23 protein-coding genes and 1 tRNA gene are annotated in these 23,316 nt (G+C 65.1%); 7 read left to right on the top strand and 17 right to left on the bottom strand.

Features of this window, described 5'->3' with window-relative positions; genetic code table 11:
- Window positions 1-52 precede the first annotated feature (52 nt).
- Complete coding sequence (locus ACXJ16_RS12730) at window positions 53-727, bottom strand: YiaD family glycine zipper/OmpA-like lipoprotein (RefSeq protein ID WP_054442260.1); 675 nt, start codon at window positions 725-727, stop codon at window positions 53-55.
- A gap of 224 nt (window positions 728-951) precedes the next feature.
- On the opposite strand from ACXJ16_RS12730, the gene ACXJ16_RS12725 reads away from it, so the two are divergent.
- Window positions 952-2,286, top strand: a complete 1,335-nt coding sequence (locus ACXJ16_RS12725) for a hemolysin family protein (RefSeq protein ID WP_324697544.1) — start codon at window positions 952-954, stop codon at window positions 2,284-2,286.
- A 102-nt stretch (window positions 2,287-2,388) separates the two neighbouring features.
- Here the strand turns inward: ACXJ16_RS12725 and ACXJ16_RS12720 are convergent, their stop codons facing one another.
- The 9 genes from ACXJ16_RS12720 to ACXJ16_RS12680 all read right to left on the bottom strand — a co-directional run bounded on the left by ACXJ16_RS12720 (window position 2,389) and on the right by ACXJ16_RS12680 (window position 10,571).
- Window positions 2,389-2,805, bottom strand: coding sequence for a DUF3035 domain-containing protein (locus ACXJ16_RS12720; RefSeq protein ID WP_054442259.1), 417 nt, complete (start codon window positions 2,803-2,805; stop codon window positions 2,389-2,391).
- Between the two features lie 4 nt (window positions 2,806-2,809).
- Window positions 2,810-3,343, bottom strand: a complete 534-nt coding sequence (gene lspA, locus ACXJ16_RS12715; protein ID WP_054442019.1) for a signal peptidase II — start codon at window positions 3,341-3,343, stop codon at window positions 2,810-2,812.
- A 20-nt stretch (window positions 3,344-3,363) separates the two neighbouring features.
- Window positions 3,364-6,312 (bottom strand): isoleucine--tRNA ligase, encoded by a 2,949-nt coding sequence (gene ileS / locus ACXJ16_RS12710; RefSeq protein WP_463920778.1) that lies wholly within the window; start codon window positions 6,310-6,312, stop codon window positions 3,364-3,366.
- Between the two features lie 60 nt (window positions 6,313-6,372).
- On the bottom strand, window positions 6,373-7,305 hold the full coding sequence (locus ACXJ16_RS12705) for a bifunctional riboflavin kinase/FAD synthetase (RefSeq protein WP_185998309.1): 933 nt from the start codon (window positions 7,303-7,305) through the stop codon (window positions 6,373-6,375).
- 12 nt (window positions 7,306-7,317) lie between these two features.
- A complete protein-coding gene (locus ACXJ16_RS12700) occupies window positions 7,318-7,842 on the bottom strand; it encodes a dihydrofolate reductase (protein WP_185998308.1) in 525 nt (174 codons plus the stop codon).
- Entirely contained in the window at window positions 7,811-8,875 is a 1,065-nt protein-coding gene (locus ACXJ16_RS12695) for a 5-(carboxyamino)imidazole ribonucleotide synthase (protein ID WP_463920777.1), read from the bottom strand. The genes ACXJ16_RS12700 and ACXJ16_RS12695 overlap by 32 nt, the downstream gene beginning before the upstream one ends.
- 165 nt (window positions 8,876-9,040) lie before the next feature.
- Window positions 9,041-9,529 (bottom strand): 5-(carboxyamino)imidazole ribonucleotide mutase, encoded by a 489-nt coding sequence (gene purE, locus ACXJ16_RS12690; protein WP_324697552.1) that lies wholly within the window; start codon window positions 9,527-9,529, stop codon window positions 9,041-9,043.
- Window position 9,530: 1 nt separating this feature from the next.
- Window positions 9,531-10,217 (bottom strand): 2,3-diphosphoglycerate-dependent phosphoglycerate mutase, encoded by a 687-nt coding sequence (gene gpmA, locus ACXJ16_RS12685; RefSeq protein ID WP_324697555.1) that lies wholly within the window; start codon window positions 10,215-10,217, stop codon window positions 9,531-9,533.
- A gap of 78 nt (window positions 10,218-10,295) precedes the next feature.
- Complete coding sequence (locus tag ACXJ16_RS12680) at window positions 10,296-10,571, bottom strand: hypothetical protein (RefSeq protein WP_185998949.1); 276 nt, start codon at window positions 10,569-10,571, stop codon at window positions 10,296-10,298.
- 57 nt (window positions 10,572-10,628) lie between these two features.
- Between ACXJ16_RS12680 and ACXJ16_RS12675 the strand changes: the two genes are divergently transcribed.
- The 4 genes from ACXJ16_RS12675 (at window position 10,629) to ACXJ16_RS12660 (ending at window position 15,567) form a co-directional block, all read left to right on the top strand.
- Window positions 10,629-10,703 (top strand) — tRNA-Thr (locus ACXJ16_RS12675).
- Between the two features lie 202 nt (window positions 10,704-10,905).
- The gene (locus ACXJ16_RS12670; protein WP_054442014.1) at window positions 10,906-13,680 is read left to right on the top strand and encodes a TonB-dependent receptor; all 2,775 of its coding nucleotides are present in this window, start codon (window positions 10,906-10,908) and stop codon (window positions 13,678-13,680) included.
- Window positions 13,680-14,813, top strand: a complete 1,134-nt coding sequence (locus tag ACXJ16_RS12665; RefSeq protein ID WP_324697559.1) for a phytase — start codon at window positions 13,680-13,682, stop codon at window positions 14,811-14,813. Before ACXJ16_RS12670 ends, ACXJ16_RS12665 begins: the two co-directional genes overlap by 1 nt.
- Before the next feature lie 85 nt (window positions 14,814-14,898).
- Window positions 14,899-15,567: a lytic transglycosylase domain-containing protein gene (locus ACXJ16_RS12660; RefSeq protein WP_324697561.1), complete on the top strand. Its 669-nt coding sequence runs from the start codon at window positions 14,899-14,901 to the stop codon at window positions 15,565-15,567.
- 63 nt (window positions 15,568-15,630) lie between these two features.
- Here the strand turns inward: ACXJ16_RS12660 and galU are convergent, their stop codons facing one another.
- Window positions 15,631-16,512 (bottom strand): UTP--glucose-1-phosphate uridylyltransferase GalU, encoded by an 882-nt coding sequence (gene galU / locus ACXJ16_RS12655; protein ID WP_054442011.1) that lies wholly within the window; start codon window positions 16,510-16,512, stop codon window positions 15,631-15,633.
- A gap of 127 nt (window positions 16,513-16,639) precedes the next feature.
- On the opposite strand from galU, the gene murA reads away from it, so the two are divergent.
- Together murA and ACXJ16_RS12645 are read left to right on the top strand one after the other, a co-directional pair.
- Window positions 16,640-17,923, top strand: coding sequence for a UDP-N-acetylglucosamine 1-carboxyvinyltransferase (murA, locus tag ACXJ16_RS12650; protein WP_185998301.1), 1,284 nt, complete (start codon window positions 16,640-16,642; stop codon window positions 17,921-17,923).
- A 60-nt stretch (window positions 17,924-17,983) separates the two neighbouring features.
- The gene (locus ACXJ16_RS12645; protein ID WP_054442009.1) at window positions 17,984-18,199 is read left to right on the top strand and encodes a hypothetical protein; all 216 of its coding nucleotides are present in this window, start codon (window positions 17,984-17,986) and stop codon (window positions 18,197-18,199) included.
- 90 nt (window positions 18,200-18,289) lie between these two features.
- Here the strand turns inward: ACXJ16_RS12645 and ACXJ16_RS12640 are convergent, their stop codons facing one another.
- From ACXJ16_RS12640 to ACXJ16_RS12615, 6 genes are all read right to left on the bottom strand, one after another.
- Window positions 18,290-18,523, bottom strand: a complete 234-nt coding sequence (locus ACXJ16_RS12640; RefSeq protein ID WP_324697565.1) for a ribbon-helix-helix domain-containing protein — start codon at window positions 18,521-18,523, stop codon at window positions 18,290-18,292.
- 70 nt (window positions 18,524-18,593) lie between these two features.
- Complete coding sequence (locus ACXJ16_RS12635; RefSeq protein WP_463920776.1) at window positions 18,594-19,838, bottom strand: serine hydrolase domain-containing protein; 1,245 nt, start codon at window positions 19,836-19,838, stop codon at window positions 18,594-18,596.
- Window positions 19,839-19,846: 8 nt separating this feature from the next.
- Window positions 19,847-20,659, bottom strand: coding sequence for a TauD/TfdA dioxygenase family protein (locus ACXJ16_RS12630; RefSeq protein ID WP_054442007.1), 813 nt, complete (start codon window positions 20,657-20,659; stop codon window positions 19,847-19,849).
- A 77-nt stretch (window positions 20,660-20,736) separates the two neighbouring features.
- A complete protein-coding gene (locus ACXJ16_RS12625; RefSeq protein WP_324697569.1) occupies window positions 20,737-21,834 on the bottom strand; it encodes an acetamidase/formamidase family protein in 1,098 nt (365 codons plus the stop codon).
- Window positions 21,835-21,871: 37 nt separating this feature from the next.
- Window positions 21,872-22,654 (bottom strand): 4,5-DOPA-extradiol-dioxygenase, encoded by a 783-nt coding sequence (gene ygiD / locus ACXJ16_RS12620; protein WP_132468611.1) that lies wholly within the window; start codon window positions 22,652-22,654, stop codon window positions 21,872-21,874.
- A 113-nt stretch (window positions 22,655-22,767) separates the two neighbouring features.
- The gene (locus ACXJ16_RS12615; RefSeq protein WP_324697572.1) at window positions 22,768-23,253 is read right to left on the bottom strand and encodes a VOC family protein; all 486 of its coding nucleotides are present in this window, start codon (window positions 23,251-23,253) and stop codon (window positions 22,768-22,770) included.
- Between the last annotated feature and the right edge of the window lie 63 nt (window positions 23,254-23,316).

The following is a 23,316-nucleotide window of genomic DNA, read 5'->3' as shown; positions in this document are numbered from 1 at the left end:
CGGACCTTGCGGCCGACCCCTTCCCCGATCCCGCTTTCGCGGAAACTGGCGATCAGCGCGCCGACGATGCCTCGTCGGTCGTCACCGGCGTGATCTTGATCTCTACGCGGCGGTTCTTCGAACGGCCCTCGGCGGTGGTGTTGTCCGCCACCGGGTAGTCCTTGCCCATGCCCTTGGTCTGGATGCGGGCCGAGGACACGCCGCGGCTGATGAGGTAGCGGGCCACCGAATCGGCGCGGCGCTTGGACAGGTCGAGGTTGTAGGCTGCCGATCCGGTCGAATCGGTATGGCCGTACACGTCGACCAGGCTGTTCGGGTACTTGACCATGCTCTGCGCGACATTGTCGAGCGAGGCCTGGAACGAGGGGCTGATCTCGGTCGAATTGACGGCGAAGGTCACGTCCGGGAGGTTGACGAGGATGCCGTCGCCTTCCTGGCTGACGTCGATGCCCGAACCGGCGGTCTGTTCCTTCAGCTCGCGGATCTGCTGGTCCATCTGGTACCCGACCACGCCGCCCGCGACGCCGCCGATGCCGGCACCGACGATGCGCGCGGTCTTGCCGCCGATCACGCTGCCCAGAAGGTAGCCCAGGCCCGCGCCGCCCGCGCCGCCGATGGCGGTGCGCGAAACTTTCCTCTCACCCGTGTTGGGGTCGGTGACACAGCCCGATACCGCGACCAGTGAAAGCGCGGCGACGGCGGAGGTCAGCAGGCGTGACTTCATCATGATGTTCCCCTTCCTGTTGAGAAATTCTTCCACGACGGGTCTGTGTGGTAGTGAACATGAATAGCATATGGATGATCCGGGCAAAACGAGTGTGTCGGCAATGTGTTCCCGTGGTTACAACGGACTATTCGCATTTCGCGAAGCCTTGCCGGCGCATGACAAAACGGCCGATCCTGCAACGGCCACTTCGCAGGTGCGGCGAATTCTGCTAGCGCAGGATCACTGTGACACCTTTTCCCTGGACCGACCTCCTCATCATCGCCGGCCTGATCCTGATCAATGGCCTGTTCTCCATGTCCGAACTGGCCATAGTCTCGGCGCGCGCGGCGAGGCTCAGGGTCTCCGCCGACAAGGGCAGCGGGGCGGCCAGGACCGCGCTGGAACTGGCGGCGGACCCCGGCAAGTTCCTCAGCACCGTCCAGATCGGCATCACCCTCATCGGCATCATCGCCGGTGCCTATTCGGGCGCGAGCCTGGGCGGGCCGGTGGGCGAACGGCTTGCCGCGATGGGCGTTCCGATCCGTTTTGCAGGTGAAGCGGGCTTCACCCTGGTCATCATCGCCACGACTTTCGCCAGCCTCGTTATCGGCGAACTGGTGCCCAAGCAGCTTGCCCTGCGCGCGGCGGAGCCGGTGGCGCTCATCATGGCGCGGCCGATGGCCTGGCTGGCCAAGGCGATGGCGCCGTTCGTCTGGCTGCTGGACAAGTCTTCGGGCCTGATCCTGCGCCTGCTGTCGGTGCGCCGGGGCGGCGAGGAGCAGCTTACGGCGGAAGAACTCCAGATGATCTTCGCCGAGGCGACCCGTTCGGGCGTCATCGAGGAAGAGGAGCGCGCGATCATGACGGGCGTACTGCGCCTTGCCGATCGCCCGGTGCGCGAACTGATGACCCCGCGCAACCAGATCGACTGGATCGACGCGGGCGCGAGCGAGGAGATCCTGCGCGCCAAGATCGAGGCTTCGCCGCATTCGATGCTGCCGGTGGCGCAGGAAGGCTCGCCCGACAACATCATCGGCATCCTCAAGGTGCGCGAGGTGCTGGCGGCGATGCTGGCCGGACGTCCGGTCGAGATCACCGCCATGATGAAGAAGGCCGAGATCCTTCCCGACCAGCTCGATGCGATGGATGCGCTGCGCAAGCTTCAGCATGCCGAAGTGACGATGGCGATGGTTCATGACGAATATGGCCATCTCGAAGGTCTCGTCACCACGTCGGACATGCTGGCGGCGCTGGCGGGGACTTTCGTGGGCCACCAGGACGAGGGCGACGAGCCCATGGTGGTCGAGCGCGAGGACGGTTCGCTGCTGGTCTCCGGCGCAATGCCGGCCGATTCGCTGGCCGACCGTCTGGACATGACCCTGCCGGACGACCGCGAATATGCCACGGCCGCGGGCTATATCCTCGCCGTGCTCAAGAAAGTCCCGCGCGAGGGGGAATACTTCATCGACCGGGGCTGGCGCTTCGAGGTCGTCGACATGGACGGGTTGAAGATCGACAAGATCCTCGTCTCCCGGCTGGACGACGATTCCGGCGACGACGGCGTGGCGGGAGAGGGCTGAGGCCCCGATCCGTCCATGCCTTAGCCCCGTCCATACCGGATACGAAAAGGGCCGGAGCAGCGATGCTCCGGCCCTTTTCGTTTGGCTGTTCGGGAAAACCGATCAGGTGCCGACGGCGGTCTGCGCGTCGCGGCCGTCGCCTTCGGGGGCGGCGAGGATCGCGCGGGTCACCTGGCCCTTGGCGACGGCGAAGGTGCCGGGATCGCCAACGGTCGAACGGATCGCCGGGTCCGACGGGCCGGCCAGGTTCAGCGTCGATTTCTCGATGTCGCTGCGGGCCTGCGGACCGCCGAACAGCGCATCAAGCGTCTGCTGCTGGAGCGAATCGTCGCTGGGGCGAGGCTGACCCTGCTTCGGCGGGGCCAGCGAGAAATCGGGCGGGACAACGAGCGGCGTCTGGCGCTGCACGGCGAACTCGTCGGGACCGGCGTGGTTCAGCAGGCCGGTGCTTCCGCAGCCGGACACCAGCGCCGCGCCCGCGGCGACGAGAATCAGGGCTCCGGTCTTCATCATGGGCATCAATTCAAATCTCCGGGGCGGCGCCAGGCGCCGTGTCATGTCCGCCATTCGTTTCCGGCTTGTCGCGCGAAAGCAGGGAGCGGGCAAGGATAATCAGGACGCCCACCGTGATGGCGACGTCGGCGATGTTGAAAATGAGGAACGGACGGAAGTTGCCGAAATGGAGGTCGGCATAGTCGATCACGTAGCCCATGGTGAAACGGTCGCGGATGTTGCCGAGTGCGCCGCCAAGCACCAGCGCCAGCGCGGCGATTTCGCCAAGCTTGCGTTCGCGCAGCATCCAGATGAACACGAACAGGGCGATGGCGGCGGTCATCGCCACCAGCGCCCAGCGGCCTTCGGGCGAATCCGCCGTGAACAGGCCGAGCGAAACGCCGAGGTTCTTGGTCCAGCGCAAGTCGAAGATCGGCAGCAGCTCGATCACGTGCACGTCGCGCAGCCTGAGCCCGTTCACGACCCAGGCCTTGAAGCCCTGGTCGATCACGAAGACCACCGCCGCGATCAGCAGGCCGATCAGGCGCTTGCGCCAGATGGACATGCTGCCGGACACGGCGCCGCTCACGCCTGCTCCTCCAGCGCGCCCACCACGTCGTCACAGCGGTCGCACAGGTCGCCATCTTCCGAAACGTCGGGAAGGTGGCGCCAGCAGCGGCCGCACTTGTGGTCGGTGGAGGGGGTGACAGTCACGTCATCTCCCTGCCCACGCGTCACTGTCGCAGTGATGAACAGTTCGGCAAGATCGCCTTCCGGCGCGGAAGCCGGAACCGTCACGGTGGCGGCGAGGCTGGAGCCGACGATCTTCTCGCGGCGCAGCGGCTCGATCGCTTCGGTCACCTTCACGCGCAGGGCGCGCAGTTCGGCCCAGCGGGCGGCGTCGGCTTCGACGGCAGGGACGACCGGCCATTCGAGCAGGTGCACGCTCTCAGCGCCGGGGAAGCGGCTCTGCCAGACTTCCTCGGCGGTGAAGACGGTGACCGGCGCGGCATAGCGCACCAGCGCGTGGAACAGCATGTCCAGCACGGTGCGATAGGCGCGGCGCTTCGGATCCGAAGGCGCGTCGCAGTAGAGGCAGTCCTTGCGGATATCGAAGAAGAAGGCCGAAAGGTCTTCGTTGCAGAAGTCCAGCAGGGTGCGAACGTAAGTGTTGAAGTCGAAGTCCGCGACCGCCTTGCGCAGCGTGGCGTCGACGCCTGCCAGCAGCGAGAGCACGTAGCGCTCCAGCTCGGGCATGTCCGAAACCGGCAGCTTCTCTTCGTCCGAGAAGCCGTCCAGTGCGCCCAGCAGGTAGCGCAGGGTGTTGCGCAGCTTGCGGTACTGGTCTGCCACGCCCTTCAGGATCTCGTCACCGATGCGGTGATCCTCGGTATAGTCGACCGAAAGCGCCCAGAGGCGGATGATGTCGGCGCCGTTGGTTTCCATCACCTTGATCGGGCTGATGGTGTTGCCGAGCGACTTCGACATCTTGAAGCCCTTGGCATCCATCGTGAAGCCGTGGGTCAGGACCGCCTTGTACGGCGCATGGCCGCGCGTGGCGCAGCTCTCGAGCAGCGAGGACTGGAACCAGCCGCGATGCTGGTCGCTGCCTTCAAGATAGAGGTCGGCGGTGGGGCCGGTGTGATCCTCGGCCGGCACCAGTTCGGGCCAGCGACCGGATTCGAGCACGAAGGCGTGAGTCGAACCGGAATCGAACCAGACGTCGAGAATGTCGACGACGCGCTCGTAGTCATCGGCATCGTACTTGGCGCCGAGGTATTCCTGCGCGCGGGCGTCCGACCAGGCATCGACGCCGATCTCGCGGATGGCGTGGATGATGCGGGCGTTCACTTCGGCATCGACGAGGTATTCGCCAGACTTGCGATCGACGAACAGCGTGATCGGCACGCCCCAGGCGCGCTGGCGCGAAAGCACCCAGTCCGGGCGGCCTTCGACCATGGCGCCGATGCGGTTGCGGCCCTTTTCGGGGACGAAGCGCGTTTCGGCGATGGCTTCGAGCGCGGCCTGGCGCAGTGTCGGTGAGGCTTCGGCGGTTTCGTCCGTAGGATCGATGGCGCCGCCTTCCCCTTCCCAGCGGCGCTCGGCGCGGGTCTTGGAGGGCAGGTGGCCCAGAACCTTGTCCATCGGCACGAACCACTGCGGGGTGCAGCGGAAGATCACCTTGGCCTTCGAGCGCCACGAATGCGGGTAGGAGTGCTTGTAGTCGGCCGAAGCCGCCAGCAGTGCGCCCGCCTCGCGCAGGTCCGAGCAGATCGGGCCGTCGGGGGCGTTGAACTTGGGGTTGATGACCGAGCCCTGGCCGCCGAGCCAGCCCCAGTCCTCGCGATACTTGCCGTCGGCCTCGACCACGAACTTGGGGCCGATGCCGTTGGCCTTGCAGAGCAGGAAGTCGTCCTCGCCATGGTCGGGCGCCATGTGGACGAGGCCGGTGCCGCTCTCGGTGGTGACGAAATCGCCCGCGAGCAGCGGACGCGGCTCGGCGAAGAAGCCGCCCAGCGCGTGCATGGGGTGACGGGCGAGGGTGCCTGCGAGTTCGGAGCCTTTGCCGTGCCACTCGTCGAGGTCGACGAGGCTCGCTCCGGGCCAGAAATTGCGCAGACGTTCGTTAAACTCGGAGCGGAGGACATTACTGTCCGCGATAAGAACCTTCCGACCTTGCAGCGCTAGCACTGTCGGATCAGCGAAGACGTCAACGCCGGGCTGCGCATCGACCGACACCCCGATCTGATACAGTCGATACTCAACCTCAGGCCCATAAGCGAGCGCCTGGTTGGTCGGGATCGTCCACGGCGTGGTCGTCCAGATCACCGCATAGGCGCCGACCAGTTCCTCGATCGGCGATTCGGTGATCTCGAAAGCCACGTCGATCTGGGTCGAGACGATGTCCTCGTACTCGACTTCGGCTTCGGCCAGCGCCGTCTTTTCGACCGGGCTCCACATCACCGGCTTGGCGCCGCGATAGAGCATGTCGTGCTCGGCGAACTTCAGCAGCTCGGTGACGATGGTGGCTTCGGCCTGGAAGTCCATGGTGAGGTAGGGCTTGTCCCAGTCACCGTTGACGCCGAGGCGCTTCAGCTGCTCGCGCTGCACGTTCACCCAGTTCTGGGCATAGGCGCGGCATTCGGCGCGGAATTCCTCTGCGGGAACCTCGTCCTTGTTCTTCTTCTTCTTGCGGTATTCTTCCTCGACCTTCCACTCGATGGGCAGGCCGTGGCAGTCCCAGCCGGGGACGTAGGGTGCGTTCTTGCCCAAGAGGGTCTGGGTGCGCACGACCATGTCCTTGAGGATGTGGTTCAGCGCGTGGCCGATGTGCATGTCGCCATTCGCGTAGGGCGGGCCGTCATGCAGCACGAACTTTTCGCGGCCCGCGCGGGCTTCGCGGGTCCTGGCGTAAATGTCCTGTTCCTGCCAGCGCGCAAGAATACCCGGCTCCTTCTGGGGGAGCCCGGCCTTCATGGGGAAATCGGTCTTCGGCAGGAAGACGGTCGCTCTGTAATCGCGCTGTTCGGTCATATGCGCTGCGCACTAGAACAAATGCGCGGCTCTTGGAAGTCCGTCGATGGCGTGTCGGCGTCAGCCGATGTGCGAAAGCAGTTCGCGGGCGCGGTCGCAGTCACGGCCCATCTGCACGACCAGCGCGTCAAGCGAATCGAACTTGGCCTCGGGACGGAGGAAGTGGTGGAAGGCCACCTCGATCTCCTGACCGTAGAGGTCGCCCGAAAAGTCGAAGAAATAGGGTTCGAGCAGTTCGATCGGCGGTTCGAAGGTCGGGCGCACGCCCATGTTGGCCGCGCCGGGCAGCACGCGCCCGTCCGGCATGCGGCCGGTCACGGCGTAGATGCCGTAGCGCGGGCGCAGGTAGTTGTTCATGTTGATGTTGGCGGTGGGGAACCCGATGGTCCGGCCCAGCTTGCCGCCGTGCTGCACCACGCCGCGCGCCGCGAAGGGGCGGGTGAGCAGGCGGGCGGCGGTTTCGCACTCGCCCAGCTTCAGCGCGTCGCGGATGCGGCTGGAGGAGATCACGCCCTTGTCGTCATGCACCGCGCCGACGGTACGGCCGATCAGCCCGAAGCGTGCGCCGACCTCGCGCAGGACCTGCGGGTTGCCGCCGCGTCCCTTGCCGAAAGTGAAGTCCTCGCCCGTGACGACGCCGACGCAGCCGAGCTGGCGGCCGAGCACCTGCTCGATCCAGTCCGCTGCTTCCATGGAGGCCATGGCGCGGTCGAAGTGGAGCACCAGCATGGCGTCGGCGCCGGCGGCCTCGAACAGGTCCTGCCGCTGGTCCAGCGTGGTCAGCCGGAAGGCGGGGGCGTCGGGCTGGAACAGGCGGACGGGGTGCGGATCGAACGTGGCGACGATCGCCGGACGGCCCAGTTCGCGCGCCCAGCGAATCGCTTCGCCGACCACGGCCTGATGGCCCTGGTGGAACCCGTCGAAATTGCCGAGCGCCAGAACGGCGCCGCGCATCGATTCGGGAATGGCTTCGCGGTTGTCGAGACGAATCATGTCAGATCAGGCCTATAGGTCCCGGACCAGGGTGACGAAAGCGTGTGCGGGAAATTCACCGGCGGCCGGATGTTCCTCGCGTGCGCTCTCCTGCCACTCGGTGTCGTTCTGTGCCATCTCTGTGTCGCCAGGGTAATCCGCGTGAATCTCGGTCAATTCGATGCGCCGGGCGAGCGGCAGGAACAGCCGGTAGATTTCCGCGCCGCCGATAACCGCCACTTCTCCCTCGCCCGCAAGGGCCAGGGCTTCGTCTAGGGAATGCGCGGTTTCCGCGCCCTCGGCGCTCCACGCCCTGTCGCGCGTCAGCACGATGTGGCGGCGGCCGGGCAGGGGGGAGGGGAAGCTGTCGAAGGTCTTGCGGCCCATGATCATGGCCTTGCCCATGGTCATGGCCTTGAATCGCCTGAGGTCGGCGGGAAGGCGCCACGGAAGCGCGCCGTCACGGCCGATCACGCCGTTCGCGGCGCGGGCATAGATAAGGAAGAGGTCCTGCGCCAAGTGCCGGTCAGTCGCGCCGGAAGGTGAGGCGGGTGACATGACCCATCTTGCGGCCGGGGCGGGCTGCGCCCTTGCCGTAGAGGTGCAGGTGGTTGGCCGGGTCGGCGAGGATTGCCGCCCAGTCATCCGCCTCGTCGCCGATCAGGTTGCGCATTTCCACGGCGTCGGCGGCAAGGCCGGTATCGCCGAGCGGCAGGCCGCAGATCGCGCGAACATGGTTTTCGAACTGGCTGGTGACCGCGCCCTCGATGGTCCAGTGCCCGGAATTGTGCACGCGCGGCGCCATCTCGTTGAAAACGGGTCCGTTTTCTGTCGCGAAGAATTCCAGCGTGAGCACGCCGACATAGTCCAGCGCCTCGGCCACCTTGGCGGCGAGCGCGCGCGCGGCGGGAACCTGTTCGAGCAGGCGCTGCGGCGCGGGCACGGTGCTGAGCGCGAGAATGCCGCTCTCGTGCACGTTATGGGCCGAATCGAAGTAGCGGATGTCGCCGTCCGCGCCGCGGCACAGGATCACCGAGAATTCCGCGAAGAAGGTGACGAAACCCTCGTAGATCAGGGGCTGGGCGGGAAGGTCGAGGCCCTCGGCATCCGCGGGGGTCATGATGCGCCACTGGCCCTTGCCGTCGTAACCGTCGCGCCGGGTCTTGAGGATCCCGGGCGCGCCGATCGCGGCTATGGCCTCGGCAAGGTCCTCTGCCGAATCCACCGGAGCGAAGGGGGCAGGGGTGCCACCCAGCCCGGTGACGAAACGCTTTTCGTTGAGCCGGTCCTGCGCGGTTTCGAGGGCGCGGGCGTGGGCCAGCAGCGGCACCTCGCAAAGCGCCGCGAGCGGGGCGACAGGCACGTTCTCGAACTCGTAAGTGACGACGGCGCAGCCCGCCGCGAAGCGGGCCATGGCTTCGGCATCGTCCCATTCGGCGCAAGTAAATTCAGCGCTGACTTCGGCGGCGATCGAATCGGCCTCGGGCGCGTAGATGTGGCTGCGGTAGCCGAGCTGGGCCGCTGCCATCGCGATCATCCGGCCGAGCTGGCCGCCGCCGAGAATGCCGATGGTTTCGCCGGTAGGGATCATATGCCTCGTATCACTTGCGTTATGTCCGTGCCCTTCGACAAGCGCAGGGCGAGCGGACCTTGGTAAGGTATGGGCTTCAAAACCCAAACCCGCGATATATTGCGGGCTCAAGCCCAGGTCCGCCCGTGCTGGGCTTGCCGTACCAGCCCAGCCGAGCGGCCGTCATCAGACCGGCTTTTCCGCCACGCTCGCCGTCTGGTCCGCGCGGAAGGTCTTGAGGCGTTCGGCCAGCGCCGGGTCCGACGTGGCGAGGATCGCGGCGGCGAGCAGGCCCGCATTGGCCGCGCCCGCCTCGCCGATCGCCAGCGTGCCCACCGGGATGCCGGCAGGCATCTGGACGATCGAGAGCAGGCTGTCCTGCCCCGAAAGCGCCTTGGACTGCACCGGCACGCCCAGCACGGGAAGATGCGTCATCGAGGCGATCATGCCGGGCAGGTGGGCGGCGCCCCCGGCTCCTGCGATCACGACCTTGAAGCCTTCGCCGTCCGCGCCCTTGGCGAAGTCGACCAGGCGATCCGGCGTGCGGTGTGCCGAGACGATGCGGGCGTCATAGGCGACACCCAGCTTGTCCAGCATGTCGGCTGCGCGCTGCATGGTCGGCCAGTCGGACTGGCTGCCCATGACGATGGCTACAGGAGTCCCCACCCCGCTCATCTCAACGCTCCGAAAGGTAATAGCGGTCGAGCACCGCGAGATCGTCTGCCAGTTCGTAGACGATCGGTTGACCGGTCGGGATTTCCAGACCGGTGATCTCGTCGTCCGAAATGCCCGAGAGGTGCTTCACCAGCGCGCGCAGGCTGTTGCCGTGGGCGGAGATCAGCACGTCGGCACCGGCCTTGAGGTGCGGCACGATCGAGCCTTCATAGTAAGGCAGGACGCGGGCGATAGTGTCCTTGAGGCTTTCGGTCTGCGGCACGTCGATCCCGGCGTAGCGCGGGTCGGTGGAGAGATCGAACTCGCTGCCGATTTCGAGGACCGGCGGCGGCGTGTCGAAGCTGCGGCGCCAGATCTTGACCTGATCGTCGCCGTGCTTTGCGGCGGTTTCGGCCTTGTTGAGGCCGGTGAGGCCGCCGTAGTGGCGCTCGTTCAGGCGCCAGTCCTTGGTCTCGGGAATCCACAGCAGGCCGGCGGCTTCGAGCGCGAAGTGCAGGGTGCGGATCGCGCGGGTCTGGAGCGAGGTGAAGGCGACGGTGGGCATAATGCCCTTTTCCTTCAGCAGCGCACCTGCGGCGCGGGCTTCTTCCTCACCCTTTTCGGTGAGGTCGACGTCCCACCAGCCGGTGAAGCGGTTCTCGAGGTTCCATTGGCTCTGGCCGTGGCGGACGAGGATCAGGCGAGGCAAGGCGTACTCCCAGGTCTCATCGGCGATCCCCTCGGGAAACGCCCGTTGGCAGACTGACTGAATGTCTGGGCGCAGCCCCTAGCTTTCCGGGGGCGATTTGGAAAGCCTGCCTGATTCGTTTTCGCTTTCCGATTCGGACAAGGGCGCGGAATCCCCTCCCGCGTTCAGTGCACGGGCCTGCTGCTTGCGGCGGCGAAGATTTTCGCGGAGCTTGGCTGCAAGCCGTTCCTCGCGGGATTGCTGGGCATTCGTCATGGTCCGGGCGTCTTTCGAAGGGCCTTCGATGGCGGGCGAAATGGCTTTCTGAAAAAGAATACGCAAGAGCCGCTTGACAATCCCCCCCGTCACGGACATTAGCCCGCCCCTGTCCTGGGTCGCCAGGACGGACGCCTCCGGAAACGGACATAAGGCGCTGCTGTAGCTCAGTGGTAGAGCGCGTCATTGGTAATGACGAGGTCGGGAGTTCAATCCTCCCCAGCAGCACCATTTCCCTCACATCGATAAATGGTTGCCCGCAGTTTGCTGCGGCCGCACGCGATCGGCTGCGGCGCGTGGCTGTGGCCAATATGCTGCACTGCGGCGATGTCATGGAAGTGCCACGCTGTCGGCACATAACTGTCATGAACGATGCCTAGAGGCGCCCCTGAATTCGTCGTCATATTCGTCGTAATACAGGGGCCTGCCCAGAATGAAGACTTCCATTCGCCTGATCGCGGGACTGCTCGCATCGGCTTCCTTCGCAACCATCGCCCATGCCGGCGAAGTTGTCGGCAGCGTCCATGATGCCTCGGGTTCTCGCCCGTTGCAGTCCGCTTCGGTCCGCATCGTCGAGCTGAACCGTTCTTCCGAAACCGACCGTACGGGCAGCTACGTGTTCGGTGACGTGCCCGCGGGCACTTACACGCTGGAAGCGCGCTACGTCGGCGCCGAAGTCACCACGCAGACCGTTTCGGTCCCGGCGACCGGCCGTATCTCCGGTGACTTCGATCTCCCGGCGATCGGCGGCGGAGACATCCTCGTCACCGGCCAGACCGCGAACCTCACCAGCGCCCTGTCGCGCCAGAAGGCCGCCGATGGCGTTGTCTCGGTGCTCACGCGCGACGCGGTGGGCCAGTTCCCCGACCAGAACGTTGCCGAATCGCTGCGCCGCCTGCCGGGCGTGAACATTCTCAACGACCAGGGCGAAGGTCGCTATGTGTCGGTCCGCGGCCTCGATCCGGATCTCAACGGCACTTCGCTCAACGGCGTGCGCATGCCCGCGCCGGAATCGGATGCCCGCTCGGTCGCTCTGGACGTGGTTTCGTCAGACACGATCGAATCGGTCGAAGTGAAGAAGTCCTTCACGCCGGACATGGACGGCGACTTCATCGGCGCGTCGGTGGAGATCAAGACCACCAGCGCCTTCGATTCGAAGAAGAACCGCTACTCGCTCAGCGCCGAAGGCAGCTGGAACGATTATTCGGGCAAGGTCACGCCGAAGGGCGCCTTCGACTTCACCCAGAAGCTGGGCGAAAACTTCGGCATCGCCGGCTCGGTCAGCTACTACAAGCGCAAGTTCGAGACCGATAACGTCGAGACCGGCGGCTGGCATGCTGACGACGATGGCAACGCCTGGGCCGAATCGGTCGAATACCGCGACTATGACGTTGAACGCACGCGCATCAACGCGGCGCTTTCGGCCGACTGGCGCGCATCGGAAACCACCAAGGCCTATATCCGCGGCAACTGGGCGCAGTTCGACGATCACGAATATCGCCGCCGCACCACGCTGGACTTCGGCGATTTCGACACGCCCAGCGCGATCACCGCGACCGGCGCGACTTTCGACGGCGCAGACGAGCGCATCACCGTGGAACGCGATCTCAAGGACCGTTTCGAACGCCAGCGCATCCGCTCGGTCGCCATCGGCAGCGATACCGACACCGGCACGCTGAAGTTCAACTGGCAGGCCAGCTATGCCAAGTCGTCCGAGAAGGAGACCTTCTCGATCGATCCGACCCGCTTCCGCGCCCGTTTCCGTGCCGGCACCGTCGTCGACATGGATTACTCGAACACATACTATCCGACCTATTCGGTGACGGAAGGCGCGGACACGTTCAACGACGCGTCCGAGTATGAATTCAACAAGACCGAATTGACCACCCTGTCGGACAGCCAGGACGAGGAATGGGCGGTAAAGGCCGATCTCGCCCGGACTTTCGCGGGTGACAACGGCGACTTCACCGTCCAGGTCGGCGGCAAGGCGCGGTGGCGCAAGAAGTCCTACGACTTCAACATGACCTATTACGAACTGGCGGACGGTGCGGACTACACCTTGGCCGACGTGCTGGGCACGCAGACCTATCGCCTGCTCGACATGGGCCCGGTCTCCAGCAAGACCGGCCCGGCCGACTTCCTGCTGGCCAACCCCGATGCCTTCGTGGTCAGCGACTACGACAGCGTGCTCAATTCGGCGGTGAGCGACTATTCGGTGCGCGAAGACATCCAGGCCGGCTATGCACTGGCGCGCTGGGACAGCTCGACGCTGCGCGTGATCGGCGGCGTGCGCATGGAGCGCACGCACAACAAGCTCAACGGCAGCCTCGTCTCCGACGACGGCGACACCGTCACCATCGATCCGGTGACCTACAAGCGCAACTACACCAACTGGCTGCCAAGCCTGACGATCCGCTACAGCCCGCAGCAGAACCTCGTGGCCCGTCTGGCCGGCTACAAGACGATCGTGCGTCCCAAGCTTTCGCAGCTTGCGCCGCGCTTTACCGTCAATGAGGACAACGAGGCCGAATTCGGCAACCCGAATCTCAAGCCCTACCAGGCTTGGAACTTCGACGCCGGCTTCGACTACTACTTCGCCAACAACGGAGCCTTCTCGGTTGGCGGGTTCTACAAGTCGATCAAGGACTACGCGGTCGATCGCCGCTTTTACGACTACACGATCGACGGCGCGACCTATGACGAAGTGCTGATGCCGGTGAACGGCGACAAGGCGGAAATCGCCGGCGTCGAAGTGAGCTACAGCCAGGTCTTCTCGATGCTGCCTTCGCCCTTCGACGGCCTGCTCACCCAGTTGAACTACACCTACACTTATGCCCGCGGCACGGTGTTCGACGGTGACGACGTGGCGCGCCGCATCTCGCTGCCGAATGCGTCGAAGAACACCTTCAACGTCGTGCTCGGCTACGAGAAGGGCCCGGTCAGCCTGCGTGCTGCCGGTACCTTCCGCGACAAGTACCTCGACGAAGTGGGCGACGACGCCGAGACGGACCGCACCGTCAACCAGCACTTCCAGCTTGACCTCTCGGCCAAGTACAAGCTGACTGACAACATCCGCCTCTTTGCCGACTGGGTGAACGTGAACAACGCCAAGTACTTCGCCTATCAGAACCTGGCGGGCGCCAAGCGCGTGCTCCAGTACGAGGAATACGGCTCGACCGTGAAGTTCGGCGCGCGGGTGACGTTCTGATGAAAGTCGATTTCACGAACATCGCCGGTATCGTGAAGCAGGGGTCGGGAGCTTTGCTCCCGGCCCTGGTGCTTTCCGGCGTGCTTTCCGCCGGCCTGCTTTCCGGTTGCGCGACCACGGGCGGCCCGGCTCCGGTCATGCTGCCCGCGGTCGACGTGCCGGCACAGGCGGAAACCCAGCCGGTCGGCACCGCGAACGTCGATGCGGCGGACGATCCGGCGATCTGGCGCAATGCGGCCGATCCCGCCGCCAGCCTGATTCTGGGAACGGACAAGAAGGCCGGGCTCTACGTTTACGGTCTCGATGGCAAGGTGCGCGATTTCGCGGCGGCCGGGGCTCTCAACAATGCCGACCTTCGCGAAGTGCGCTTTGCCGACGGTTCGAAGCGTATCCTGGTGGGGGCGAGCGATCGTACCGACCGGGCAGAACCGCGCATCGCCCTGTTCACGCTTGACGGCGGGACCGGCAAGCTCGCGGCGCTGGGGGCGGAGGCGTTCCTGCCTGCGGGTCATGCTCCGGCCGAGGCTTACGGTTTCTGCATGGGCAATGCCCTGGCGCGCGACGAACTGGCGAGGGCCTATGTCGTGCTCAAGGACGGGTCGGTGGCGGAAAGCCGATTGGTCGAACGGGAAGGGCGGATCGCCGCCGACTATGTGCGTCTGGTGAAATTCGCCACCCAGTCGGAAGGCTGCGTGGTCGACGATGCCGGCAAGGTGCTGTTCGTGGCCGAGGAGGACGTCGGCATCTGGAAGGTGCCGCTGGCCGGCGAGGCGCTCGTGGCCCAGCCCTTCGCCCGCGTGGGCGCCCAGGATGGCCTCGTCGCCGATGTCGAGGGGCTTGCCGTCGCGCGCGAGGATGGCGGCCGGGCGTGGCTCGTCGCCTCGAGCCAGGGCGACAATGCCTATGCGCTGTTCGACCTTTCCACCGGCAAGCCCGCGGGCCGGTTCCGCATCAATGGCGGCACGATCGACGGCACGAGCGATACCGATGGCATCGAAGTCATGCTGGGCGATTTCGGTCCAGCATTCCCCGAAGGCCTCATGGTCGCGCAGGACGGCAACAATGCGCCGGAAGCACAGAACTTCAAGTTGCTTTCATGGAAGTCGATTCGCACCGCACTCGGCATCGAGTGACGGGGTGAGCGGTTGGTCGCGTAAGTGTTGAGACTTGCGCGGCTGCTGCGGTAACAAGGCCGCGATGGTGAGATTTCCGAATCGCATGAACGGCACGGCCGCCGCTGCAGCAATGGCTGCGGCGGCCGTGGCGATTCCCGGTACCGCTTCGGCGGACGTGCTGGAAATCGGTTCCGGCGGCTATCAATGGGTGGCGGGCGGCCCCGCCAAACCTGCGGTGGATCCACTGGCGGCTTCTGCGGGCGAGGCTCCGATGGTCGAGTTCGCTAACGATGCTGCTGCCGCCGCGCCGGGCTCCGCGCCGACCGAGATAGATGCCACGCTGTTGCATCCGCGTTCGATCACGGAAGCTCTCGACGCTGCCGGTCCGATGCGCTGGCGCGCGCGTGTCGCCGAACTGGCGGCGAAGTATGATATCAGCCCGACCCTGCTCGAAGCGGTGGTCTGGCAGGAAAGCCGCTGGAACGAATTGGCGATGTCCCCCGTTGGCGCGCGCGGTCTGGCGCAGCTCATGCCGGGTACGGCCGCACAGATGGGCGTGAATCCCGGCGATCCGATGGCCAATCTGGAAGGCGGCGCGCGCTATTTGCGCATGCAACTCGATGCGTTCAACGGCGATATCGAAAAGGCGCTGGCGGCCTATAACGCCGGGCCGGGCCGGGTCCAGAAAGCAGGCGGGATTCCGCGCATTCGCGAAACCCAGGCCTATGTCGCCTCGATCATGGCGCGGTTGACCGATCCCGTTCGCCGATAATTTTTCGCAAAAAACCATCGAAGGAGCGGCCGGAGACGGAGCGTCTCCGGCACCGCAGCCTGTTCAGCCCAGCAGCTTCCGGGCGATGCTGCGCACTTCCTCACCCATGTCCGCCCGGTCGAGCGCGATGGCGAGAGTGGCTTCGACGAAGCCGACCTTGGAGCCGCAATCGAACCGCTGGCCGGCGAAAGTAACGGCGTGGAACGGCTGCTGGCCGATCAGCTTGGCCATCGAATCGGTGAGCTGGATTTCGCCGCCTGCCCCTTTGCCCTGGTTGGCCAGCAGGTCCATGATTTCCGGCTGAAGGATGTACCGGCCCGAGACGATCTTGTTGGAAGGCGCCTCATCGACCTTGGGCTTTTCGACCAGACCCTTGACCTCGGTGAGTGCGCCATTGCTGGCGCCGGGGGCGATGACGCCGTAGCTGGAAACTTCCTCACGCGGCACTTCCAGCACCGAGACGAGGTTGCCGCCGACTTCGTTATAAGCCTCCACCATCTGGGCCATGCAGCCCGGGGAGCCATACATCAGTTCATCGGGAAGGAAGATCGCGAAAGGTTCGTCGCCGATCACCGCGCGGGCGCACCAAACCGCATGGCCGAGGCCGAGGGGAACCTGCTGACGCACCGTAACGAGATTGCCGGGCTGGATTCGCGTCGGTTCCAGGGCATCGAGCGACTTGCCGCGCGCGGTCATCGTGGCTTCGAGTTCGTAGGCCGTGTCGAAGTGTTCGACGATTGCCGTCTTGCCGCGACCCGTAACGAAGACGAATTCCTCGATCCCCGCTTCACGCGCTTCGTCTACCGCATACTGAATCAGCGGCCGATCTACGACAGGTAGAAGCTCCTTCGGAATCGCCTTGGTGGCGGGAAGAAAGCGGGTTCCAAGGCCGGCGACCGGGAACACCGCTTTACGGACGGGCTTTTTGTACTGTGGTGCAGACATGGTTAAAGGTCTGACTCCGTTTGGTTACAATGAAGTTAAAGCCGCTTCGCAGACGCAGCGCAACAGTCTATCCAAGTTTCTCCGAGCCGTGCTTGCTGCACGGCCAAATCCCGTTAAAGAGCGGGCAATGGACAAGATCATCATCGAAGGCGGCAAGCGCCTTTCCGGCACCATTCCCGTTTCCGGTGCGAAGAACGCGGCGTTGACGCTGCTGCCTTGCGCCTTGCTCACCGAAGAGCCGCTGACGTTGCGCAATTTGCCGCGTCTGGCGGACATCGACGGGTTCCAGCATCTGATGAACCAGTTCGGCATCTCGACGATGATCGCGGGCAGCCGTCCTGAAGATTTCGGCCGTGTGATGACCTTGCAGGCGCCGCGCATTACCAGTTCGGTGGCGCCCTACGATCTGGTGCGCAAGATGCGCGCTTCGATCCTCGTGCTCGGTCCGATGCTGGCGCGCATGGGCGAGGCGACCGTTTCGCTGCCCGGCGGCTGCGCGATCGGCAATCGCCCGATCGACCTGCACCTCAAGGCGCTCGAAGCGCTGGGCGCACAGATCGAGATGGCGGCGGGCTACGTTCGCGCGATCGCGCCGGACGGCGGCCTGCCGGGCGGCCGCTATTCCTTCCCGGTGGTCTCTGTCGGCGCGACCGAGAACGCGCTGATGGCGGCCGTGCTCTGCAAGGGCAAGTCCACCCTGCACAATGCAGCGCGCGAACCGGAGATCGTTGACCTTTGCAATCTGCTCGTCGCCATGGGCGCGCAGATCGAGGGTATCGGCACGTCCGACATCACCGTTCACGGGGTGAACCGCCTGCACGGCGCGACTTACATGGTCATGCCGGATCGTATCGAGGCGGGCTCCTATGCCTGCGCGGCGGCTATCACCGGCGGCGAAGTCACGCTGAAGGGCGCCAAGATCGAGGATATGGAAGCCACCGTGCAGGCGCTGCGCGATGCGGGCGTCCATGTCGAACCGACGGCCGAGGGGCTTCACGTTGCGGCGGATGGTCCGCTCAGGCCCGTCACGCTTTCGACCGCACCCTATCCGGGCTTCGCCACCGACATGCAGGCCCAGCTCATGGCACTTCTGTGCCGGGCCGAGGGTTCGAGTGTCCTGACCGAGACGATCTTCGAGAACCGCTACATGCACGTTCCCGAACTGAACCGCATGGGCGCGCATATCGAAACCAAGGGGCGCACCGCCATCGTCCACGGCGTTCCCCGGCTCACCGGGGCCGAAGTCATGGCAACCGATCTTCGCGCCTCGATGAGCCTCGTGATCGCAGGTCTGGCGGCCGAGGGCGAAACGCAGGTCCACCGTCTGTACCATCTCGATCGCGGTTATGAACGTCTCGAGGAAAAGCTCGCTCTGGTCGGCGCACAGATCGAACGGGTCGGCGGCGAGTAAGGCAACCGTTCGCGATCATGGCGCGTTGCTCTTACTGAATACCCGAGAGGAGCAACGACCATGGGCCTGATCAAGTTGGCCGCAGCCGGCGCAGTCGGCTACGCACTTTACAAGTACGCGAACCGCGACAAGGAAGAAGCAGCTGCCGGAGGCGGTTTCGGCCACGTCCGCGATGCCGGGCCGGAAAGCATGACGACCAAGCCGCCGCGCTGGTCGAAGACGGACGAGGCGATCGACGAGAGCTTCCCGGCCAGCGATCCGCCTTCCAGCTACTGAATTCTACCTACTGAGTTTCCTGCGAGCCATCGCAGTGTACCCGAGGGGCGGGGCCGCAAGGCTTCCGCCCCTTCCCGTTTTCAGGCCGGCTCAGGTCCGCAGCGTATCGACCAGCCAGACGCGGATGGCGCTGGCCAGGCCGGGAGGCGTTTCTGCTTCCAGGCGGTCCGCATCGATCCGCGCGACCAGCGCGTTCAGCGGCACGCGCTGGCGCACGGCGATTTCCTTGAGCATGTCCCAGAACAGCGGTTCGAGACTGATCGAAGTCTTGTGCCCGGCGATCTCGATCGAGCGCTTGATCGGCGGGTGGTAAAGTTGGGTCATGGAAGAGAGCGTAGCCGGGTTGGGGAGGAGGGGAAACGTCAACATCGCGCCGGGATGGGGTCCACGCCGCCTAGCGTTTGGTGACAGCCAGTGCCGCACGGTCGAGCGCCTCACGCAGCTTCCAGGTTCGCGCCTCGAATGGGCCGGGCGTGAGTTCGTTGGTCATCAGGATCGCGACGACATCGTGAGCCGGGTCGGCGAAGAAATAGGTGTTGGCGGAGCCTGACCAGCTGCCGGCGCCCACCGGCAGTCCCCCGCGCGCTTCGGTTCCGGGGTCGCCTATCGCAAGGCCGTAGCCGAAGGGGCTGTCGAGATGTTCGCCGCCGCCCGTCCTCAGGCGAGGGGTGTACATGGCAACGACCGATTCCGGTTTGAGCAGCCGCTTGCCGTGCCACTTTCCGCGACCGGCCAGCATTTCCGCGAAATGGCGATAGTCCTCCAGCGTTCCGGCCAATGCACCGCCGCCATCGCGCAGCCGCGCGGAGTTTCGATATTCCGACGTTTCCGGCAGGTCCACCGCACGGAGGCCCTGTTCGGTCGCCAGGTAGCCGGTGACGAGACGTGGTGCTTGCGTGTCGCTGACGACGAAAGTCGTGTCCTTCATCTCCAGCGGGTCGAGGATGTTGCCTTTGAGGAAAGCATCGAGGCTTTCGCCGGAAACGCGCTCGATCACCGCGCCGAGTACTGTGGTGGAGAAACCATAACTGAAGCGCTCGCCCGGCTGGTGGAGCAGGGGGGCCTGGCCCAGGCGGGCCACGAGGTCATCCAGCGTCGCGGCGGGCGGCACTTGCGCATGGGCGCTGGCGACGGCGGTGGCGCGGCTGACGCCTTTTTCGCGATACCAGCGCTGGACCGGGGTATCGCCCATGAACTCGTAAGTGAGGCCGGAGCGGTGGAGCAGCAGGTCCTCGATAGTGACCGGACGTGTAGCGGCAATCGTGTCAGCCGTTTTGCTGCCGTCCCAGACGCGCAAGTTCGCCATTTCCGGCAGATACTTGCCGACAGGATCGGTCAGCGCGAGCTTGCCCCGTTCGGCCAGCATCATGATCCCGACCGAGGTGATCGGCTTCGACATCGAGTAGAGCCGGAAAATCGCATCGCGGGCGATCGGACGCCGGCTTTCGATATCGGCGTAGCCGCTCGAAAGCTCCACCAGCGGCTTGCCGTGCTGTTCGATCAGCACCAGCGCCTGTGGCAATTCGCCTGAGGCGACCATCGCGTCGAGTTCGCGTTGCAGTGTCTCGGCTGGAGCGGCGGCAAGCGAGGGCGCTGCGGAAAACAGCGCCGTCGCCGCAAGCAGCAGGTGCAACTGCATCGACGGGCTCAGAAAGGCCGGTCGCCGGCCACCGTCACGCGGAAGCCCGAGCGGACCTCGGGGAAGTAGTCCCATACCGCGAAGTGCTGGGTGCAGCGATTGTCCCAGAAGGCCACCGAATTCTTCTGCCAGCGAAAGCGGACGTGGAAATTGGCGTCTTTCACATGGTCGAACAGGAAATCGAGCACGGCCTTGCTCTCGGGGCCGGACAGCTCGTTGATCTTCGTGGTGTAGGACGAGTTCACGAACAGCAGCTTGCGGCCGGTGACCGGATGGGTGCGGATCACCGGGTGCGAATTGCAGGGGTAGGTCTTGGTCGAATCCGGGAAGATCGCCTTGTAGACGTGGTTGGCGTCGTGAACGGCGGTCAGCGGATCGAGGAAGGCCTTCATTGCCGGGGACAGCGCGTCATAGGCCGCATACATGCTGGCAAAGAGCGTATCGCCGCCGTCTTCGGGCAGGGTGTGGATGTGCAGGATCGAACCCATCGGCGGTTCGGCATCGGCTGAGAGGTCCGAATGCCAGTTTTCGCCGGCGACGAACTTAGAATTCTCGTCGGCATGGATCGCGACGACTTCGGGATGGTCGGGAAGCCCGGCGACGCCCGAGTGAATCGCCAACCGGCCGAACGCGCGGCCCAGCGCCTTGTGCGCCTCGTGATCGATATCCTGATCGCGGAAGAACACGACCTGGTGCTTCATCAGCGCGTCGTGAATCTCGGCGAAGGCCTGGTTGCCGAGCGGCTGGCGCAAGTCGACCCCGAAGATTTCCGCGCCGATGCGCTTGGTCAGGGGGCGGACGTCGATCAGTTCATAACCCATTGTCGGGCTCCGGTTCTTGTCTTCTTGGGCACGCACCGGACGCGGAGTGAGGGCTCTCGCGTCCGGTGCGTTCGGTTTCATTCGGGATCGCGAACGCTGCCCTTCTCGGGGAAGATGCGGCGTTCGATGCGGCAGTGGATGCCCTGTGTGCCGTCGACCACCTGAGTCACGCCGAAGTCGGCAGCGACGCTCATCAGCGAATAGCCGTCGTTGCGCGAAAGGCCCTGATGCTCTGTGAGGAGGTGGAGCATGTCCAGCGAGGCGGACTTCATCGCCTTGTCCAGATTCTCTCCGAAGCCGTGGACGATCCAGCAATCCGGCGTTTCCAGCAGCGGCGAGGGGAAGGAGAAGTCCTTGCGCAAGATGATCTGGAACAGCACGTCGAGCGAGGATTCGATCGCGGTGCCGCTGATCTCGCCGTCGCCCTGGCTGATGTGGGGGTCGCCGATCGAGAACAGGCCGCCCTTGACCTGCACCGGGTAATACATCGTCGCGCCCGCGCCGATGCGCCAGTTGTCGATGTTGCCGCCGTGAAGGCCGGGGGGAATCGTGCTCACCGCCTCGTTGACGGCCGGCGCGACGCCGGCGGTGCCGAGGTGCGGACGGGCCGGGATGGTGATGCCGGGCAGCGCGGTGGAGCGGTCGCATTCCGGGCAATGGGTGATGCGGCCGGGCACGACATATTTCTCGTCCACGTCATAGGCGTAGAGCGCGCTGGCGGTATTGGCGTTGGGATCGATCTTGTAGATCGTGACGCGCTCGGTCTCGCCGAATTCCTCGTAGAGATGGCCCCAGTTGGCGGCGAGGTTCGAGCCGTAGTTGAAGCGCGGGCGCATCGCCATGTAGCGCACTTCCAGCATGTCGCCGGGTTCGGCGCCCTCGACGAAGATCGGGCCGGTCATAATGTGGCAGCCCGGCGCACGGGTGGCGGGATCGATTTCGGTGAAGATGCGGCGGATGTCGTCGTCGAACATCAGGTCCGGATCGTCGCCGGCATGGTGCGTGACGGCCTGCGCCTGGATCAGGTCGCCGCTCTTCACATAGAGCGCCGGCTTGATCTCGGGCGAGAAGTAGCCCCAGTGCACCGTTTCCGGCGTGGCCCGAAGATGGTGCAGGGCCGACGGCTGGAGAGCGGCCTCCCTGGCGGGCTCGGGCTTAAGGCTGATCAGTGCCATCGGAACTCCTGTTGGGAAGGAAATGGGGTGCGGGCGCTTATTCGGCGCCGATCAGCACGCTCGTCATGCTGAGCGACTTGTGCTGGATGAAATCTGGTTCGAAGGTTGCCGCCTCGTCCTCGTGGCGGGCGCCCAGGACGTAGAGCAGCGGCAGGAAATGGTCGGAGCTCGGCACCGAGAGCCGGGCGGCATCGCCCAGTGCCTCGTAGTCGATCACGGTCTGCGGATCGTCGGAGGCGATCGCCTTGCACATCGTGGAGTTGAACTGCTCGGCCCAGGGATAGGGATCGGCGGCCGGGTTGGCCCAGTCCATCGCCGGCAGGTTGTGGACGATGTTGCCGGTTCCCATGATCAGCACGCCCTCGTCGCGCAGCGGGCGCAGCATGCGGCCGACCAGCCAGTGCTCGGCCGCGCTCTTGCCAAGATCCATGCCGAGCTGGATCACCGGAACGTCCGCTTCGGGATAGGCATGGACCAGCACAGACCAGGTGCCGTGGTCCAGCCCCCAGTTGGCGTCCATGCTCACCGGCATCGGGCTGAGCAGTTCGCGCACGCGTGTCGCCAGTTCCGGATCGCCGGGGGCGGGGTACTGCACGTCGAACAGAGCCTGCGGGAAGGCGCCGAAGTCGTGGATCGTGCGCGGCTGGGCCATGGCGGTGACGGCGGTGCCGCGCGTCTGCCAGTGGGCCGAGATGCACAGGATTGCGCGCGGCTTGCCGATGCCCTCCGCGATCTGGTTCCAGGTCCGGGTGACGGCGCTCTTTTCCAGCGCCACCATCGGGCTGCCATGTCCGAAGAAAACGATGGGAAGGCGGCTCATTGTGCGTCTGGCTCCGGGTATAGCTTCGATGCGTGCAGGCTATGGAGAAGCGGGGCGGGCGGTCTTGCGGCGGCGCGCACAAGAACTTGTCGCGCCGCCGTGGAAGCCCCTGCCTATTCGCGCGTGTAGTCCTCGGGAATCTGCGGATTCTCGCCGGCCTTGCCCCACAGCAGTATCTCGTTGCCCCAGGGATCGGCGAAGGCGTGGTTGTAGCCGTTGAATTCCTTCCAGTAATGGTTGCGCCAGAGCACCTTGCCGCCCAGCTTTTCGGCGGTGGCGAGAATGCGTTCGGGGCTGTCGTCGTCGCCGATCAGCACCCAGATGCGCGCCTTGCGGCCATCGGTGGACAAGGTGCGCGGCTCCACGCCTTCGGGATTCGGGTGCGGGCGGGCGTTGTTCGCGTCGAACACGCCGAGGTGGAGGTTGCCGATCTGGCTGTCCGACCCGTCCTTGTTCTGGAAGAAGCCGCCAGGGACCATGCGGTGGTAGATACCGTGCGGGCGCGCGTCGTTTTCCCAGCCGAAGACTTCCGCATAGAATTCGCCGGCCTTGGCGGGATCGTCGGTGGCGAAGTCGACGAAGATGAGGGTGTTGGTCATGTAGGCGTGCTCCCGTTGGTATGGAGACAGGCCTAGCCGGTAGGTTTGCGGACGCTCGCCATG

The organism is Novosphingobium sp. TK71, from assembly GCF_055361505.1.
This window is presented reverse-complemented; position numbering and strand designations above follow the sequence as displayed.